This is a genomic window from Arenibacter hampyeongensis, assembly GCF_002909255.1.
Classification (GTDB): Bacteria; Bacteroidota; Bacteroidia; order Flavobacteriales; family Flavobacteriaceae; genus Arenibacter; species Arenibacter hampyeongensis.
Window position 1 is genome coordinate 334,723 of record NZ_PIOB01000003.1, and the last position, 17,688, is coordinate 352,410.

At 39.9% G+C, this 17,688-nt stretch carries 13 protein-coding genes and 1 tRNA gene; 11 read left to right on the forward strand and 3 right to left on the reverse strand.

All coding sequences use genetic code 11. From position 1 onward, the window contains the following. Positions 1-424: 424 nt before the first annotated feature. Positions 425-2,089, forward strand: a complete 1,665-nt coding sequence (gene gldJ, locus CWD91_RS09820; RefSeq protein WP_103440809.1) for a gliding motility lipoprotein GldJ — start codon at positions 425-427, stop codon at positions 2,087-2,089. 65 nt (positions 2,090-2,154) lie between these two features. After that, a complete protein-coding gene (locus CWD91_RS09825) occupies positions 2,155-3,429 on the forward strand; it encodes a UDP-N-acetylmuramoyl-tripeptide--D-alanyl-D-alanine ligase (protein WP_103440810.1) in 1,275 nt (424 codons plus the stop codon). 23 nt (positions 3,430-3,452) lie between these two features. On the opposite strand, the gene CWD91_RS09830 is transcribed toward CWD91_RS09825, so the two are convergent. Then, a tRNA-Val gene (locus CWD91_RS09830) sits at positions 3,453-3,527 on the reverse strand. Between the two features lie 470 nt (positions 3,528-3,997). On the opposite strand from CWD91_RS09830, the gene CWD91_RS09835 reads away from it, so the two are divergent. The 7 genes from CWD91_RS09835 (at position 3,998) to CWD91_RS09860 (ending at position 11,476) form a co-directional block, all read left to right on the forward strand. After that, on the forward strand, positions 3,998-5,152 hold the full coding sequence (locus CWD91_RS09835; RefSeq protein ID WP_239985719.1) for an alkaline phosphatase family protein: 1,155 nt from the start codon (positions 3,998-4,000) through the stop codon (positions 5,150-5,152). 330 nt (positions 5,153-5,482) lie between these two features. After that, positions 5,483-5,656: a hypothetical protein gene (locus CWD91_RS22670; protein WP_157943757.1), complete on the forward strand. Its 174-nt coding sequence runs from the start codon at positions 5,483-5,485 to the stop codon at positions 5,654-5,656. Between the two features lie 373 nt (positions 5,657-6,029). Further along, positions 6,030-7,289 (forward strand): Gfo/Idh/MocA family protein, encoded by a 1,260-nt coding sequence (locus CWD91_RS09840; protein WP_239985721.1) that lies wholly within the window; start codon positions 6,030-6,032, stop codon positions 7,287-7,289. 165 nt (positions 7,290-7,454) lie between these two features. Beyond that, complete coding sequence (locus CWD91_RS09845; protein WP_103440812.1) at positions 7,455-8,240, forward strand: SDR family NAD(P)-dependent oxidoreductase; 786 nt, start codon at positions 7,455-7,457, stop codon at positions 8,238-8,240. Positions 8,241-8,288: 48 nt separating this feature from the next. Then, a complete protein-coding gene (locus CWD91_RS09850) occupies positions 8,289-9,083 on the forward strand; it encodes a sugar isomerase domain-containing protein (protein WP_103440813.1) in 795 nt (264 codons plus the stop codon). 68 nt (positions 9,084-9,151) lie between these two features. Next, complete coding sequence (locus CWD91_RS09855) at positions 9,152-10,513, forward strand: FAD-dependent oxidoreductase (RefSeq protein ID WP_103440814.1); 1,362 nt, start codon at positions 9,152-9,154, stop codon at positions 10,511-10,513. A 3-nt stretch (positions 10,514-10,516) separates the two neighbouring features. Then, a complete protein-coding gene (locus tag CWD91_RS09860) occupies positions 10,517-11,476 on the forward strand; it encodes a phosphotriesterase family protein (RefSeq protein ID WP_103440815.1) in 960 nt (319 codons plus the stop codon). Between the two features lie 93 nt (positions 11,477-11,569). Here CWD91_RS09860 and CWD91_RS09865 read toward each other — a convergent pair whose 3' ends face one another. Beyond that, complete coding sequence (locus tag CWD91_RS09865) at positions 11,570-12,280, reverse strand: GntR family transcriptional regulator (protein WP_103440816.1); 711 nt, start codon at positions 12,278-12,280, stop codon at positions 11,570-11,572. 454 nt (positions 12,281-12,734) lie between these two features. Between CWD91_RS09865 and CWD91_RS09870 the strand changes: the two genes are divergently transcribed. Next, a complete protein-coding gene (locus tag CWD91_RS09870; protein ID WP_103440817.1) occupies positions 12,735-15,653 on the forward strand; it encodes a PVC-type heme-binding CxxCH protein in 2,919 nt (972 codons plus the stop codon). 27 nt (positions 15,654-15,680) lie between these two features. Next, positions 15,681-16,553 carry a sugar phosphate isomerase/epimerase family protein gene (locus CWD91_RS09875; RefSeq protein ID WP_205164623.1) on the forward strand — a complete coding sequence of 291 codons (873 nt, stop codon included), beginning with the start codon at positions 15,681-15,683 and terminating at the stop codon, positions 16,551-16,553. 176 nt (positions 16,554-16,729) lie between these two features. On the opposite strand, the gene CWD91_RS09880 is transcribed toward CWD91_RS09875, so the two are convergent. After that, positions 16,730-17,617 carry a carbohydrate kinase family protein gene (locus CWD91_RS09880; protein ID WP_103440818.1) on the reverse strand — a complete coding sequence of 296 codons (888 nt, stop codon included), beginning with the start codon at positions 17,615-17,617 and terminating at the stop codon, positions 16,730-16,732. Between the last annotated feature and the right edge of the window lie 71 nt (positions 17,618-17,688).

Sequence of the window (17,688 nt, forward strand, 5' to 3'; positions counted from 1 at the left end):
TAAGACTTGGTTCCTATAGTTATTCAACAAAACCTAAATAAAATCTTTTGGGTTCATTATACTCAAACGCCCTTTTTCCAAATATCTTATATAAACTACAAAAAAAATAAGGCCTATTAAATTCATTACAAGGCCATCCTTTTAAAATATGAAAGACCAATGCGGTAAAAAATTTCCCTACAATTCAATTTAATTGATAATTTTTAAAGAATTATCAAATGTCCATACTATATTAAATTTTAAGTCGTTATTGAAGTTAAGCGATGCTATTGGCATGTTAAATAATTTGATTAATTTTTTTCCATTAACAAAATATTATGCCCTAATCATCGTTTTATAAGCCGAAAGCGACACAAAATATTAATAAAATATGAATCGCAAACTCCTTTAAGAAGAGTTTGTCTTTTGAACTCAAGTCCTAATTATGAAAAAACAATTCATCAAAGTTGTACTCTCTTGCGCTATTGTAGCGGGTGGTTTTTCAAGTTGTAAAAACTCATCCTCCTCTAAAAATGTTTCAAGGGCTACAGGCTGGAATATTAACGCCAAGGAAGGTGGATTTCAGTACAATTCAGACTTTAAAGAGCAGGAAACTGCTCCTGGCTTAACCTTTGTGGAAGGCGGGACCTTTACAAGAGGTCAGGTTCAAGATGACGTAATGCATGAATGGAACAACACCCCTACCTCGCAGCACGTACAGTCTTTCTATATGGATGAGACCGAGGTGACCAACGTTATGTATTTGGAATATTTAGATTATCTGAAGAGTGTTTATCCTCCTGAGGACCCTAAATATGTACATATATACACCGGTGCTTTGCCAGATACCTTGGTTTGGAGAAACAGATTGGGATTCAATGAAACGATGACCAACAATTACCTGCGTCACCCAGCTTATGCGGAATATCCCGTGGTTGGTGTCAGCTGGATACAGGCTACCCAATTTGCGGAATGGAGGACAGACCGTGTTAATGAAGTAATGCTGGAAAGGGAAGGCTATCTATCAGAAGAAGCCAAATACAAAGTAATTAATGGCGAGGCCGAAGGAGGTTTTAGTACTGAAGCCTACCTAAACAGACCAGAATCCGTATATAACGGACAAATAGACTCCTTACAGGGGAAAATGAAAAAAGATTCAGTTTCCGTATTTGCAAAAAGAAGTTCAGGAATAATTTTACCGGAATATAGATTGCCAACTGAAACAGAATGGGAATACGCAGCTCAAGCTCAAATTGGAAGTAGGGAATACAACAACTACAGAGGTAGAAAAAAATATCCATGGGAAGGTGACTATACCAGAAGTGGTCAAAGAGTTGGTAGAGGAGACCAATTGGCCAACTTTAAGCAAGGTAAAGGCGATTATGGCGGAATTGCCGGATGGTCAGATGATGGTGCCGATATCACTGCTGAAGTTAAGTCATACAAACCCAATGATTTTGGATTATATGATATGGCCGGAAATGTGGCCGAATGGGTAGCAGATGTATACCGACCTATTGTAGATGACGAGGTAAGTGACTTTAACTATTACCGTGGTAACGTTTATATGAAAACGGCCATAGGAAAAGATGGAAAAGTAAATGTAATTAGGGATTCCATAGTTTATGACACCCTACCTAACGGAAAAATTGTAGCCGTGAATTTACCAGGGGAAATAAAAATGGTACCTGTAGGTGAACAAGAAACCTTTTTAAGAACAAATTTCTCATCCAGTGATAACCGTGGATATAGGGATGGCGAGCCAGGTTCTACAAGATTTTACGACAGGTTTAACGATGAAGACGAAGATGAGAAAGATCAACAGAAAATGTACGACTCCCCTGTGAGCAAAGTGCAGGTAGACTCCACAGGAAATATCATAAGAGCTTATGACAAATCCAACAACAGGACCTCATTAATAAATGACGAAGTTAGGGTTTTCAAAGGAGGTTCCTGGAGAGATAGGGCTTATTGGTTAGATCCAGCACAAAGAAGGTATTTACCACAATATATGGCAACAGATTATATTGGTTTTAGATGCGCTATGTCCAGAGTAGGTTCAAAATCCAAGACAAAAAACAAAACCCCTAGAGGTAAGAAAGCCAAATAGGCTCAACCTTTAAATAAATATTAAGAAGCCCTTTGCAAAAAGGGCTTTTTTTATATCTTAGATTTATGACAATAGAACAGTTGCACCAACTCTTTTTAGAGTTTCCACAGGTTTGTACCGACACTAGAAAAATAAGTCCCAATTGTATATTTTTCGCTCTTAAAGGAGATAATTTCAATGGAAACACCTACGCTTTGGAAGCCTTAAAAAAAGGTGCTTCATACGCTGTTATAGATGAAGGGGAAACTGCCGGCAAGACCAAACTAATACTTGTAAAGGATGTGCTTACAACGCTTCAAAATTTGGCCCAATTTCACAGAAATTATTGCACTGCAAAAGTTATTGGCCTAACAGGGAGCAATGGCAAAACAACCACCAAGGAACTCATTACCGCTGTTCTTTCCAGAAAATACAAAACCATTGCCACAAAAGGCAATCTCAACAATCATATTGGTGTTCCCTTAACCTTACTTTCAATAAGCACGGATACTGAAATGGCCATTGTGGAAATGGGCGCCAACCATCCCAAGGAAATAGACTTTTTATGCAAATTGGCCATGCCGGACTACGGATATATAACGAATTTTGGAAAAGCCCATTTGGAAGGTTTTGGTAGTGAAGAAGGTGTCATAAAAGCCAAAAGTGAACTTTATGACCATTTAATTGCCCGTGGAAAATCCATTTTTTTCAATGCAGATGACCCAATTCAAAAAGACAAATTAGGCTCGGTAGTTAAAAAATATGGATATAGTCAAGAAGACAATCAATCCTATTGGATAAAACTTATTAGTGCCGATCCATTTGTTAAAATAGCCGTTGGAGATACCAACATTCATACCCAATTGGTGGGCCGCTACAATTTCACCAATTGCTGTGCCGCTATTTTAATAGGCCATTACTTTAACGTAGACCTTGACAAAATAAAAGAAGGATTGGAAAATTATGCCCCGCAAAACAATCGTTCACAAATTATCAATAAAAATGGCCATCATATTATTCTGGATGCCTATAATGCCAATCCTACCAGTATGGCGGCTGCACTAGAGAGCTTTCAACAGTTAAAGGCCAACCATAAAATTGCTTTCTTAGGGGATATGTTCGAATTAGGTAAAACTGCAGAAAAAGAACATCAAGAAATATCCGATCTGGTCACAAATATGAATTTTGACCAAGTGTATTTAATTGGAGAAAACTTCTTTAAAACAAAAGGTAAGCTTAACAAGTACAAATCCTTTGACCAGCTCAGGAAAACTCTCAAGAACAGTACTTTAGAACACGCCACTATCCTAATAAAGGGCTCCAGAGGAATGGCCTTGGAAAGAATACTCGATATCCTATAAGTACAAAATCGAGGTATTTATTGTGGGACATACTGGATTCGAACCAGTGACCTCTGCCCTGTCAAGGCAGCGCTCTAAACCAACTGAGCTAATACCCCATTACTGTGATTACAGAAAATAGTCCGCCAAAATTACACCAATTTTAAGAGTTTAAAACAACCCTAGACAATATTTTTCCAAAATTTTATTTCTTTTAAACGCCAAATTGGCTTCTTAATAAGCCAATCAAGACTAAGAAGCATGCCCTTATGCTTTCAGCTTCAACAACATCCAAAAGACCAGAAATTTCCATCTTTACCATTTAACAAAAGTCGACCCTTTAGAAATAAACACAATCAACCACAAACACCTTTATTGCATTTGCCTTAATATTTATTAAAACACGCGGAAATTTATAAAGATTTTAATAATGGAGTTTCACTTCAATAAAATTAAAAGTAAATTTATACCTGAACCTTTGGCTATAATAATCAAATAATCAGTCTTCATTTTGAAAATTCCTTTCCTTATTTTTTTCAGTTTTATTTATTACACCAGCCTCCTCGGGCAAGAAGCAAATACTAAAATAGTGTTCGTTATTGTAGACGGGATATCTGCAGACGTAATAGAAAAATTGGACACGCCCAACTTGGATGCAATTGCGAAGCAAGGAGGATATACAAGGGCCTATGTTGGGGGCATAAAAGATGGCTATTCGGAAACGCCTACCATCTCTGCCGTTGGATACAATAGCCTCCTAACCGGTACCTGGGCTAACAAGCACAACGTCTGGGGCAACAGTATAAAAGACCCCAATTATAATTACTGGACTATTTTTAGATATGCCAAGGAGCATAGGCCCAATATAAAAACGGCCATTTTCTCTACTTGGCTGGACAATAGGACGAAACTGGTTGGAGAAAGCCTTCCCCAAACCGATCACCTGGCATTAAATTATCATTTTGATGGCTTCGAACTGGATACCCTAAACTTTCCCCATGACGAAGACCGACAATACATACATAAAATTGATGAGAAAGTAGCAAATCAGGCTGCTAGATACATCAAAGCTGAAAGTCCTGACCTTTCTTGGGTTTATCTTGAATTTACAGATGATATGGGACACCGGTACGGTGATAGCGAGCAATTTCATAATGCCATTACTATCATGGACCAACAAATAGGGAGACTGTTCAAGGCCATGGAGTTTAGACAAAGTAACTATGGCGAGGATTGGCAAATATTCATCACTACAGACCATGGCAGGGACAAGGAAACGGGTAAGGGACATGGTGGACAATCTGAACGGGAACGTTTAACTTGGATCGTGACCAATACCCATGATGTAAATAATTATTTTACGGAAGGCACCCCAGGTATAGTGGATATTTTACCAGCCATGCTCAGAAGTTTGGAAATTTCACCTTCGCGCGATAGAGCATTCGAAATAGATGGGGTATCCATAACAGGCCAGCTTTCCGTTAGTGATTTAAAGGCTACGGTCCTAGGTAAGGAACTAACACTTAACTGGAAGTGTTATAACGACAATGAGAAATTGAAAGTTTATCTGAGTACTGAAAACGGATTTAAAAATGGCAAAAACGACCCCTATAAATTGGTCAAAAAGGTGAAGGCCTGTAGCAATATCACCACAATCAACTTAGACAAATATCCTTCCAAATTTTATAAAATTGTAGTTGCTGGAAAGCACAATTCCATCAATATTTGGGTTGATTTGGAATAATGCAGTCCAATTGAAAATAACATCATTCGCCAAGTTCCAAAATATATCAATTGCCATTGAACGAACAATTGCTTTTAACCAATTGTGCAGAAAATCCTACCAACCATACAATTCCCTTTTAGAGGATTACATATACTCACTATCTTTCATTAAAATTAGATTGAATCAATAGCCATTGCCATAAATAAGGCTTTTGTTTAAATTGGACAAAAAAGCTTTTCAGCATGGAGACCGTCCATTTTAGTGTAATTATATAACTGATTGCAATAATTATATAACACATAGCTTCCCCTATTTTCGACATTTGTATAACCTTTAAAAACAATTATCATGTCACAGATCATAAGCATTATACTCGTACTGAATCTTTGCTTTGCAGGAGGCACCATTTTGGTAATTCTTCATGGAATGTTCTTTTCTAAAAGAACCCATGCCATAGATCTGGATTCCATTTATGATTTGGAAAACAGAAAGAATAATGAAGGTCCCAAGAACCAATTTTAAGCTTTTGTGCCTTCATCTTGCACAGATAACAATGACATACAACTTTGGCCACTCTAGTCACAAAAACGATAATACCTTTAAACTCTATTTTCAATTCTGGGGATTCATAGCTTACTTCAAATTTTAAATACTCCAGCCAGCTTTAGAGCTGCCACCCTTCCCTTTATTAGGTGAAATCATATCATCCATTTAAGTTAAGTAAATACTTTTCACATAACAGACCCTAACCTCCATGACCTGAACTCAACCTTCAGGCAGGAATGAAACCTTTGTTAAAAACTTGTACGTACAAGTAAAATTCTTATATTTACTTGGTCACCTTATAAAATCTGTTTGCCAGTTCTTTACGGAAAAAAATAGCTAAAAGAGCCAAATGCAAAACAAAACCGGAATTACGAAGTGTGGCCATATGGAATATAAAAACATCAATATGAAAATTGCTATGCTAGGTTCGGGCTTTATAGCCCGATTTTATGCCGAATCCTTACATTCCCAAAGAAGAAAAGATCACTTGGTGATGGTATATTCACGAAATAAAGAAAATGCCAAACGGTTTGCAGACGATTACAACCTACCGCACTATAGTACTTCAATGGAAGAAGCCATTTCCCATCCTGAGGTTGAAGTTGTACTCATATCCCTACCCAATCATCTGCATGAAGTAGCAGTTAGGGAATGTGCCAAATTTAAAAAACATGTCATCTGCACAAAACCCTTGGGACGCACGGCCAAGGAAGCCAAGTGCATGTTGGACCTAATCGAGGAAGCCGGCATTTTTGGGGGGTATTTGGAAGATTTATGCTATACTCCCAAATTCTTGAAATCCATGGAAAGTATACAACGTGGCGACATTGGCAAAGTACTCTGGACAAAATCGAGGGAAACGCACCCTGGGCCACATAGTGATTGGTTTTGGGACAAGGAAAAGTCTGGAGGTGGCGCCATTATCGACCTCGGTTGCCATTGTGTGGAAATCAGTCGCAATTTCATAGGGAAAAATATAAAACCCATGGAAGTCATGTGTTGGGCGGACACCCAAGTTCATCCCATAGATGCCGAAGACCATGCCATTGGGCTCGTAAAATATGCCAACGGAGCCATTGGACAATTCGAAGTAAGTTGGACCTTTCGTGGAGGTATGGATCTCAGGGACGAGGTCATGGGCACAGAAGGCACTATTTGGATCAATAGCTTTTTACGCACCGGCTTCGAAATGTTCACCACCGGAAAAGGGGGTGATGGCTATGTTGCGGAAAAAGCAGAATCCAATACCGGCTGGTTATTTCCAGTGGGAGACGAAGCGCACGAACTGGGCTACCCTCATATGTTTACCGATATGTTTAATGCCATAGAAGAAAAAAGACAGCCTCTTGAAACCTTTTATGATGGTTATGTAGTAAATGCCATTCTGGATGCCGCCTTCAAATCTGCAGATACCAAACAATGGGAGCCGGTAATATTAGAGGATTGGCGGGGCGATGAACCCGTAGAGCATCAAAAAAAATGGAATTCATATGACGATGACCACTATTTAATAAAAGAAGAAATTTTGCCAAACGGAGATACTAAAATGATATTAAAACACAAACAAACAGGCCTGGTTACACAAAAAGTAACCCAAGGCAAAAAATAAAAGCCCATTCGCATAAGTCAACTATAAAGAAGGATCAGCACAAATAATTGACAGTGCAATTTAAGTGTTTATGAGGACCAAAATGAATGAAACTTTGACAAATTAAAAATTAGCGAACCATGGCCAATTTACTCCAATTAGCAAAACAGTATTTTAAAACGCACTATGGACTTTAAAAACACCACTTACATAATAATGGGTGGCACTACCGGAATGGGTCTGGCGGCTGCCATTGCTCTAAAAGCGGAAGGAGCCAACATAATGGTGGTCGGAAGGAACCTTTCAAATTGCAAAAAAGCGGAAGGAATCCTAGGTCAGGGTAGCATTAGCATGGACGGCGATGCCACCAACCCAAAGACCATTAAAAAGGCCATTCAAACAACTCATAACACTTTTGGATATATTACTGGATTATTTCATGTTGCCGGCGGAAGTGGTCGTAAATGGGGTGATGGGGCATTAGATCAATTAACATTGGAAGGCTGGAACAAAACCATGGAACTAAACCTGACTTCCTTAATGTTGTCCAATCAGGCCATAATAAATTATTTTCTGGAACATAAAAAACCGGGAACCATTTTGAATATGGGATCGGTGTTGGGCTACTCCCCTTCCCCAAAATATTTTACTACACATGCCTACGCTGCGGCCAAATCGGCCATTTTGGGTTTTTCCAAATCCATTGCAGCATATTATGCAGAGCACAATATTAGAATTAACGTCATTGCCCCAAGTTTGTTTGTTACCCCCATGGCCCAAAGGGCAGTACAGGATAAGGACATACTGGAATTCCTAAAAACCAAACAACCCTTGGACGGAGGGCGCCCTGGGGTTTCCGAGGACATTAACAATGCCGTATTAATGTTCTTACATCCCGATTCCAAATTCATAACCGGACAAGTTTTGGCAGTAGATGGCGGCTGGAGCATTAGTGAAGGCCAATATGGTTAAATATATAGACAAGACTTCATTTAAAGAATACAAAAGCATAATTTAAAAATGAGCGTAACAAAAGAATATCTAGCAAAGGGAAAAGAAATTATATCCATTGTAGCGGAACAGGAATCGAAGATACAAGAAGTAGCCCAAATTTTTGCCCAATCTATTTTAAGCGGAAGAATGGTCCATCTTTTTGGATCTGGACATAGCCGTATGATGGTGGAAGAAATGTGGCCCCGATATGGGTCCTTTCCCGGGTTTAACCCCATTGTGGAACTTTCTCTGTCCTTTCACAATTTGGTGGTCGGTGCCAACGGGCAGCGTCAAGCCATGTTTCTTGAGAATGTATCCGGATTTGCCGCGCGGATCCTACGGAATTTTGATACCAGTCCACAAGATACGGCATTGGTCATTTCATCCAGTGGCTGTAATGTGGTCCCTATAGAAATGGCGGAAGAATTTCAAAAAAGAAATATCAAAGTGGTCGCCTTGGTGAGCAAGCTACATCTGGAAGGGAGTACCTCAAAAAAATCGGACGGTAAGAAGTTAACGGATTTTGCCGATTTTGTATTGGATACAGGAGCGCCATTGGGCGATGCCATGATATATTTGGATGGTTTGGATTCTCCAGTGGCGCCAGGTTCTACCTTAGGCGGGGTTCTGCTTATAAATTGCATCAAAGCCGAGGTGGCTAAAATATTACAAGAAAATGGGAAATCGCCAAAAGTACTAAGTAGCGGTAAAATTGTAGGTGAAAAACGCGCTGTGGATCTTTTCGAATCGGCTTATGATGAACACGCTCATTTAATGGCAAAATTATATCAAAATGTAGGGGCCGAAACAGGCAAAAATTAATGGTGGAACACCTATATCCAAAGCATTCCCCTGCTATTCCATATTTTGGAATTTAACTATTTTTCAACATGAACTTTTCAACTGTAATTTCTAAATCGTTTCACACAGACATCCTCATTATTGGCAGTGGCAGTGCAGGGTCTACCGCAGCTATTGCTGCCTCGGATGGGAGGTACAAAGTTACCTTGGTTGAGCGTTATGGTTTTCCGGGCGGTACCTCAACCCAGATGCTGGATACTTTTTACGGTTTTTTCACTCCATCGGATTCTCCAAAAAAAATTATAGGAGGCATCCCGGATAGAATCGTCAACGCCTTAAACCAATCCGGCGATATTTTTCTAAGGCCCAATACTTATGGTGCAGGTACAGGCGTCAATTACAATCCTGAAAGGCTAAAACTGGTTTGGGACAATCTTTTACAAAAAAGTGGTATTCAAATTTTATATCACTCCACACTAGTTGGGGTAGAAAAAGCGGGGGAAACATCAACCTGCATATTTTTTAATAAGGGTATTGGATTTTTTTCCATAACAGCAAAAAGAGTAATAGATGCATCTGGTGATGCCGATTATTGTCATTGGGCAGGCATTAAATACGAACGGGCCGGGGAGAAGGAAGCCGCCCAGAGTATGACCACCACCTTCCGCATGGCCAATGTGGAACAGCAAGAATATGAAGCTGCAGGAGGAAAAAAAATGTTGAAAGAAAAGATGGCAGAAGCCTTTAATAAGGGAACTCATGGCCTTCCCCGCAAAGAAGGATCTGCCCATGAAATGTGTCAACCCAAATGCATTTCCACTGTGGCGGTAAAAGTAGTGGATTTAGACCCTTTGGATGTGGAGGGCATTACAAAAGCCGAAATAGAAGGTCGCAGGCAATCCTTTATTTTTGAAGATTTTTTTAGAGGGGAAGTACCTGGGTATCAAAACGCCAAGATCATAGGGCTCTCCCATCAAATTGGAGTTAGGGAGACTCGAAGGGTATTTGGCGAATACCGTCTTACAAAAGAAGATTGTATGAACGCCAAGACCTTCGATGACCAAATTTTTCTTTGCGGCGCCCCAATAGAAGACCATCGAAAATCGGACAAGGGAGATTCGGAAACTTTTTGGCAATATGTCCCTAAAGGAGGAGCATATGGGGTACCCTATGGCACAATTGTACCTTTGGAAAGTCAGAATACTTGGGTAGTGGGCCGTTGCTTCTCGGCCACCCATGATGCACACGCTTCCTGCCGTTCAATGGCACAGACCATGAGTATGGGGCAGGCAGCCGGTCTGGCCGCCAAGATCTCCTTGGATTCCGATCAAAATGCAAAAAATATCGATTTCAACAAACTACAAAATGCTTTGATCGCAGTTGGTGCAATTTTAGAAATGCCCCAAAAAATAGCGGATACATCCAGGAACGGATGGGAAAATAATAAATAAGATATGTCTCAAGAATTCTTTAGAACTGTTTTGGGCGACAAGCCAACTTCGGAAATGGGTCTGACCTATTCCCACGAACACATTATTATAGAGGATAGTTATGTAACCGCCGCACACCCCGAATTTCTACTTAACGATGTGGCTAAAATTTCAGAGGAGCTAAAAAATTTTTATAAGGAAGGAGGTAGAACCGTTGTGGACACTATGCCGGCCAATTGCGGTCGCAATATTATAAAATCGGTTGAAGTTAGTCGGTTGAGCGGCGTAAATATTATTGTCCCAACGGGAATCCATTTGGAAATTTATTACCCGGAAAATCATTGGAGATATAGCTATACTGAAGATGAATTGTCCGAACTTTTTATAGCGGATATTGAAAATGGTATTGATCAATTCGATTATTCCGGACCTTATGTACAGCGAACAATCCATAAAGCGGGACTCATAAAATTAGCCACAGGAAGCGACCCCATTGACAAACATCAAGAAAACATTTTCAGGGCAGTGGTCAATGCACATCTGGAAACTGGAGCACCTATACTAACTCATACCAATTTTGGAAAACAGGCCTTGGAACAAGCCAAACTATTCAAAAAACTGGGAGCAAATCTAGAACATGTGGTATTGTCCCATGTAGATCGTGCCAAAGAAATAGACTATAACAAAGCGGTACTTGATATGGGAGTCAGAGTGGAATACGACAGTGCTTTTCGCTGGAAAGATAGCGAACCCAACTATACCTTAAATCTCTTGGAACACCTACTTCCCCTGTACCCCGATCAAATTACCTTGGGCATGGATATGGCCAAAAATGCTTATTGGAAAAGTTACGGAGGCGGCCCTGGCTTAAATTATCTTTTGGAAACCATCCCCCAATTTTTAAAATCCAAAGGGCTGGAAGCACATTACAAGAAATTATTTTTTGACAATCCCAAAAAATTATATGCCTTTACCAAGTCGTAACCACATGCCTTGATTAGCTAATGGTTAGCAAAATAAGTAGCTCGTAGTCCTCAAAAATAGAATATCGGGGACTAGGTCATATGAGCAAGACTTCTATAGAAAATAACTATTTCTAATAGGGTATTCCGTAGTATTACAATACAAATCCCCATAAAGGTTTAGATTGGGCCTACTTGTCCTGAACCTAATGGAGATATGTAGAATTGGGACACCTACCGCAATCCCCAATTTCTCAGCTATTTCCTTAGTGGCAGGTACCGATCTTAATTCTTGTTCCGCCCCCATAATCTCTATTAAATATTCTTGACTAAGGGTTTTAAAAAAAGAACCCTCAACAAATTCATCGGACTTTATCGGCTCCAAAGCGTTCAAGGCATACCAATTGTTCTCCAAAACCACGGGTTTGTCGTCTATATAGCGAACTCTTTGAAAATAAACACATTGTGAATTTTTTTCATCTTCGGATAAGGGAAAAACAATTGAAGCGTCCCATTCCACAATTTTAGGCTCTTCCGTTACTTTCGTCTTTACCTTGTAATCTGTTGAACCTGAAAAGCCTTTAACAGACAACAGTCCCAAGTATTTCCCCCTCTCAAGGACCTTACTGCCCTTACCGTGTTCCTTCTCGATAAAACCTTCCTTCAAGAGTTCATCCAAGGCCTTTCTAACCGTTGTTCTAGTTGTACCAAATTGCACACAAAATTCATTTTCCGAAGGCAAGTAGCTATCAGGAGGATACTTTTGAGTTTGGATTCTCTTTTTAATGTACTCTTGAATCTGATGGTATTTCTTTATCTTCTTCACTTTCTATATTCAGGTATCAATTCTAATTTTTAATCTCCTTTAGCCATTTTAAAAGAGCTTTTTAAATGAAGCCTTCTTTATATCAACAGTGTGTGTTGTACAGACAAGTTATATATTAGGAGAATTTTAATTCGTACTCCAATACAAAAATAAACTATCCCCAGCTTGTTTCCTAACCCATTGATTAAGCCAACCTAACCCTAAAATATCTACCTCTGTTTTCAACTTCAAAAAGGCTTTATTATATTGAATTTTAAGACTTTACAATAAAAATAGGCAATTTGATGCTGAGAGATGACCTCTACGATCATTCATCATATGACAAAGTATTTAGAAATAATCCTAACCTTAATTAAACCAATAATAGCTAACTCAATTTTTCACGGAAAATATCAAGTTATTTAAAATTAAATTCTAACTTGTATGCACATGTTAAAAATAATCAATTTTCCATATGGGATTTATACAGGGAATTAAAGCAAAATTATTATATCTGGGTATTTCCACCTCAATGGTCTGCTCCTTTATTGGTTGCACAGACCCGAGAAATGCCAACTACACAACCCCTGAACTTAATTTCGAGACCAATATTGAGAATGATTTTAGTGTGCCAGAAGGATGGCAAGTGAGCTTATGGGCAGAATCTCCTTCCTTATATAATCCGACGAATATGGATGTAGACGAAAAGGGAAGAATTTGGGTTACCGAAGCCGTTAATTACAGGGATTTCAACAATGACCCAAAACACCATCTAAATTTCGACCAAGGAGATCGGGTAGTGATTCTAGAAGATACCAATGGGGATGGGATTAGTGACACCTCCAAAGTATTTGTACAGGATAAAGATCTTGTAGCTCCATTGGGTATAGCAGTCATAGGGAACAAGGTGTTCGTTTCCTGTGCACCCACATTATTTGTCTACACCGATGAAGATGGCGATGACGTACCCGACAAAAAAGAAGCGTTCCTTACCGGGTTTGGGGGCTTTGACCATGATCACAGCCTCCATTCGCTCGTAGTAGGTCCGGACGGGAAATGGTATTTCAATACTGGAAATGCCGGACCCCACAAGGTAACCGACAAAGCCGGTTGGCAACTCCGTTCTGGTAGTGTTTATACAGGCGGAACGCCGTACAATGATAAAAATGAGCCAGCACAACTCAGTGATGATGGACGTATTTGGGTTGGAGGCCTCGCCCTGAGAATGAATAATGACGGTACCGGTCTTGAAGTTGTTGGCCACAATTTTAGAAACTCCTACGAAGTTGCTTTGGATTCCTATGGCAATATGTGGCAGAACGACAATGATGACCAAGTAGTAACGTGCAGGGTAAGTTGGCTTATGGAAGGCGGCAACGCTGGCTATTTTAATGCCAATGGCAAACGTACCTGGCAGGCCGATCGCAAACCTGACCAAGATATTTTTTCTGCCCATTGGCACCAGGAGGATCCCGGGGTTATGCCCGCGGGGGACAATTCGGGGGCAGGCTCTCCAACCGGGGTGGTCGTATATGAAGGGGATGCCTTTGGACCGGAATATCGTGGAATGCTCTTAAGTGCCGATGCCGGGCGCAATGTTATCTTCGCTTACCAGCCTTCGCCCCAAGGCGCTGGATTTGATTTGGAGAGGCACGATTTAATCACCTCAACCCAAGAATCAACCGAAGATTATGTTTGGAACGATATTGATGAGGATAAACGCAAATGGTTCCGCCCGAGCGATGTGGCCGTAGGAACTGATGGCGCTATTTACGTGGCCGATTGGTACGATCCCGTAGTTGGTGGTCACCAGATGAAGGACACCCTCGGCTACGGTCGAATCTATAGAATTAGCCCAAAAGGAAAGGAACTCAAAGCCCCAAAAATAGATCTTACCACCACCGATGGCCAGATTTCGGCCCTCCTAAATCCTGCAATCAACGTAAGAAGTCTAGGCTTTGATAAACTATTGACTCAAGGGGAACAAGTCGTGGACGAAGTAAAAAAAATATTGGATTCGGACAATCCCTATCATCAATCACGCGCTATATGGCTATTGGCAAAACTTGGCAACAAAGGAAAAACCATTGTAAAAAACACCTTGGAAAACGACCCGGACCCCCGATTAAGGATCGTGGCCTACCGCGCCTTGAAAGATGATTCCGAATTCTTTTTGGATAATGCCTCCATTTCGGTCAACGATCCTTCTCCCCAAGTAAGAAGAGAGGTCGCTATTTCCTTGCGCGACAAGTCTTGGGCAGAAAGTGGCCAGTTGATCAAGGAATTATTTAAGGGCTACGATGGCAACGATACCTGGTTTCTGGAAGCCTTGGGAATGGCCTCGGACGGAAAGGAAGAAATGACCTATAAAGAAATTCTTAATGATCAGGCCCAAGACCCGTCCAAATGGTCAGATGCCTTTGCGTCACTTGTATGGCGTATTCATCCAAAATCGGCCATTAATGCCCTAAAGGAAAGGGCCTTGGCCGAAAGTCTATCTCCCAATCAAAAAAAACAAGCAGTAGATGCCCTGGCCTTTATTAATGATCGGAATGCAGTTGCAGCCATGTTCGACATTAAAAAATTGAGCACTGATAATACTGTAAAGGAACTAACGGAATGGTGGCTAAAATTCAGAAAGAGCAACGATTGGCATACTCTATGGGACTGGCAGGCAGAAAGTGGTGAAGGCTACAGTATCCCTGAAAAAATTGCAGGTCTACAAGAAACCCTTTTAAACAAAGATTCGTCCGCAGCCAAAAGAATAGAAGCAGGAAAAGAGATGGCCGGGAGCTTAATTGGTGGCCGTTTATTGATAAGTTTGGCAGCAAAAGATCAACTATCCAATGAAATAATCAACGGGATTTCTGATGCTATTTTCAATAATCCCGAATTGGAAATTAGAACTTTGGCCAGTGAACATTTTATAAAAACCGGCGGAAAGCAATTTTCTATTCCTGCAATCCTAAAATTAAAAGAAGATACGACCAAAGGAGAAAATGTATTCCTCACAAAATGCACAAGCTGCCATAAAAACGGAACTACCGGTAATGACATTGGACCAGATCTATCTTCGATTGGGGAAAAATTCGACAAAACAGCTTTATTGGATGCCATTATAAATCCAAACGCCTCCATAGTATTTGGTTATGAACCAATTATGATAAAAACTAAAAGTGGTCAGGCCTTGTATGGTTTTCTTCTTTCCGAGGGCGAGACCACTGTCCTAAAGGATATGACCGGAAAACAGATGGTTATAGCAGCGGATGATATTGAGAGCAAAGAAAAAATAAAAATGGGCATTATGCCAAATGCAGTATCCCTAGGTCTCACGGAACAAGATTTGGCCGATCTGTCAGCTTATTTACTCACGCTTAAAAACAGTAGCCTATAGCCTAACCGCATCTTAAAAAATGTAAACATGAGCACTACCATTACAAGAAGGGAAGTTTTAAAATCTTCAGCTGGAATATTTGGTTTAAGTCTTTTAACCGCATATGAAGTTTTTGCCTTGGACAATGACCGGCGATTTAAGATTGGGGCCTGCGATTGGTCCATTCAAAAAATGTCGGAGGTAGAGGCCATAAAAGTCGGCAAAAATATTGGATTGGATGGTGTTCAGATCAGTCTGGGAAATCTGGGCAATGACATGCATCTAAGGCAGGAATGGATTCAACAACAATATAAGAATGCCTGCTCGGAATATGGTATTAATATAGGAGGTATCGCCATAGGGGAAATGAACAACATCCCCTATAAATCGGACCCCAGAGCAGAGCAATGGGTATCGGACAGTATAGATGTTGCCAAAAAGATGGAAGTTGGAGTGGTATTATTGGCATTCTTTCACCATGGAGACCTTAAGAATGATATGAAAGGCACCCAAGAAACAATCCGCAGGTTAAAAAAAGTAAGCAAAAAGGCCGAAGATAATGGTATTATTCTAGGTATAGAATCTTGGTTGAGCGCCGAAGAACATATGGAAATCATAAATGCCGTTGGTTCTCCCAACGTGCAAGTGTATTATGACGTGGCCAATTCGAACAAAATGGGTTACAATATTTATGAGGAAATCCGGTGGCTGGGCAAAAAGCATATCTGTGAATTCCACGCCAAGGAGAACGGTTATTTATTAGGGCAAGGCAAAATAGATTTTGAAGAGGTAAAAAAAGCGATTGATGATATCAAATATGAAGGATGGATACAGATAGAAGGTGCTGTTCCCGAAAATGCGGATATGTTTGATAGTTATGTTCTCAACAATAAATATATTCGGTCCGTCTTTAAAACATAGATTTTTATTCTAGGATTATATTAAAACCAACTTTTTCCTATTCTGAATATACTATCCAAAACACCTACATACCATGGCATTAAGGACAAATAAATACTGGCAGTACTGAGAATCGAATAATGATATTACCAGTTGGATTTCTCTGGTAATCCTTTAAATGATATGATACAAAAACTTTAAGGATTCATAAACTTGTTTATTCTTTGAATGGTAATTATTGGGTTGGCGCCTTCACTTTTCGCTACCATAGCTCCTACGGCGCAACCAAAATCAATTGCCGCTTGTGGTCCTTCCCCGTTAAACAATTTATAAATTACCGAAGCCAAAAATGAATCTCCAGAGCCTACCGTATCAAGAACCTTAATCCTATAGCCACTATTATAATAAAAGATATTGTGGTGATATAATACAGCGCCATAAGCTCCTTTGGTGACACAAATGGTTTCTGTTTGGGTCTGTTTTGCTACAAATATTATAGTTTGCTCCATAGAATTGTATTTAGAACCAAGATATTCCGCTACCTCATACAATTCGTCATCATTAAATTTCACAAAATTAGCGTGCTGCATTAATTCCAGGATCAATTTCTTGGTATAATGCGGCGCTCTTAAATTCACGTCAAAAACCTTGTATTGAGCAATTTCCAATAACCCCTGTAAAGTTGCCCTAGAAGTATTATCCCTGCAGGCAAGACTGCCATAAATAAAAACATCGGTTTCATTTAGAATACTTTCATATAGATTTCGCGGCAAAATTTTATCCCATGCAACAGGATAGGCAATATCGTAGGATGCCACTCCCTTGTCATTTAAGACAACGTTTACTTGACCTGTCCCATAACTGGAACTCATTTGTATCCCATCGGTATTCACGCCGCAACTATTTAGATATTTAATTATTTTATTTCCATCCACATCATCACCAACACTACTAATCATACTAACGTCTACACCATAAGACTGTAGGCGCAAAGAAACATTCAAGGGAGCTCCCCCAATCTTTGAGTGTGTTGGGAAATTATCGAATAAAACCTCTCCGAAACAAATAGCTTTTAATTTTTTCATAATTCAAACTTTAAATAAAAGGCACGGAGAAACTACTCTCCGTGCCTTTAAAAACTAACTCAAACTAACTC

Bases quoted from the DNA above. Each gene is read 5' to 3' on its own strand.
- gldJ (WP_103440809.1), top strand. From the start codon at position 425: ATGAAAAAACAATTCATCAAAGTTGTACTCTCTTGCGCTATTGTAGCG.
- CWD91_RS09825 (WP_103440810.1), top strand. From the start codon at position 2,155: ATGACAATAGAACAGTTGCACCAACTCTTTTTAGAGTTTCCACAGGTT.
- CWD91_RS22670 (WP_157943757.1), top strand. From the start codon at position 5,483: ATGTCACAGATCATAAGCATTATACTCGTACTGAATCTTTGCTTTGCA.
- CWD91_RS09840 (WP_239985721.1), top strand. From the start codon at position 6,030: ATGCAAAACAAAACCGGAATTACGAAGTGTGGCCATATGGAATATAAA.
- CWD91_RS09845 (WP_103440812.1), top strand. From the start codon at position 7,455: ATGGACTTTAAAAACACCACTTACATAATAATGGGTGGCACTACCGGA.
- CWD91_RS09850 (WP_103440813.1), top strand. From the start codon at position 8,289: ATGAGCGTAACAAAAGAATATCTAGCAAAGGGAAAAGAAATTATATCC.
- CWD91_RS09855 (WP_103440814.1), top strand. From the start codon at position 9,152: ATGAACTTTTCAACTGTAATTTCTAAATCGTTTCACACAGACATCCTC.
- CWD91_RS09860 (WP_103440815.1), top strand. From the start codon at position 10,517: ATGTCTCAAGAATTCTTTAGAACTGTTTTGGGCGACAAGCCAACTTCG.
- CWD91_RS09870 (WP_103440817.1), top strand. From the start codon at position 12,735: ATGGGATTTATACAGGGAATTAAAGCAAAATTATTATATCTGGGTATT.
- CWD91_RS09875 (WP_205164623.1), top strand. From the start codon at position 15,681: ATGAGCACTACCATTACAAGAAGGGAAGTTTTAAAATCTTCAGCTGGA.
- CWD91_RS09880 (WP_103440818.1), bottom strand. From the start codon at position 17,617: ATGAAAAAATTAAAAGCTATTTGTTTCGGAGAGGTTTTATTCGATAAT.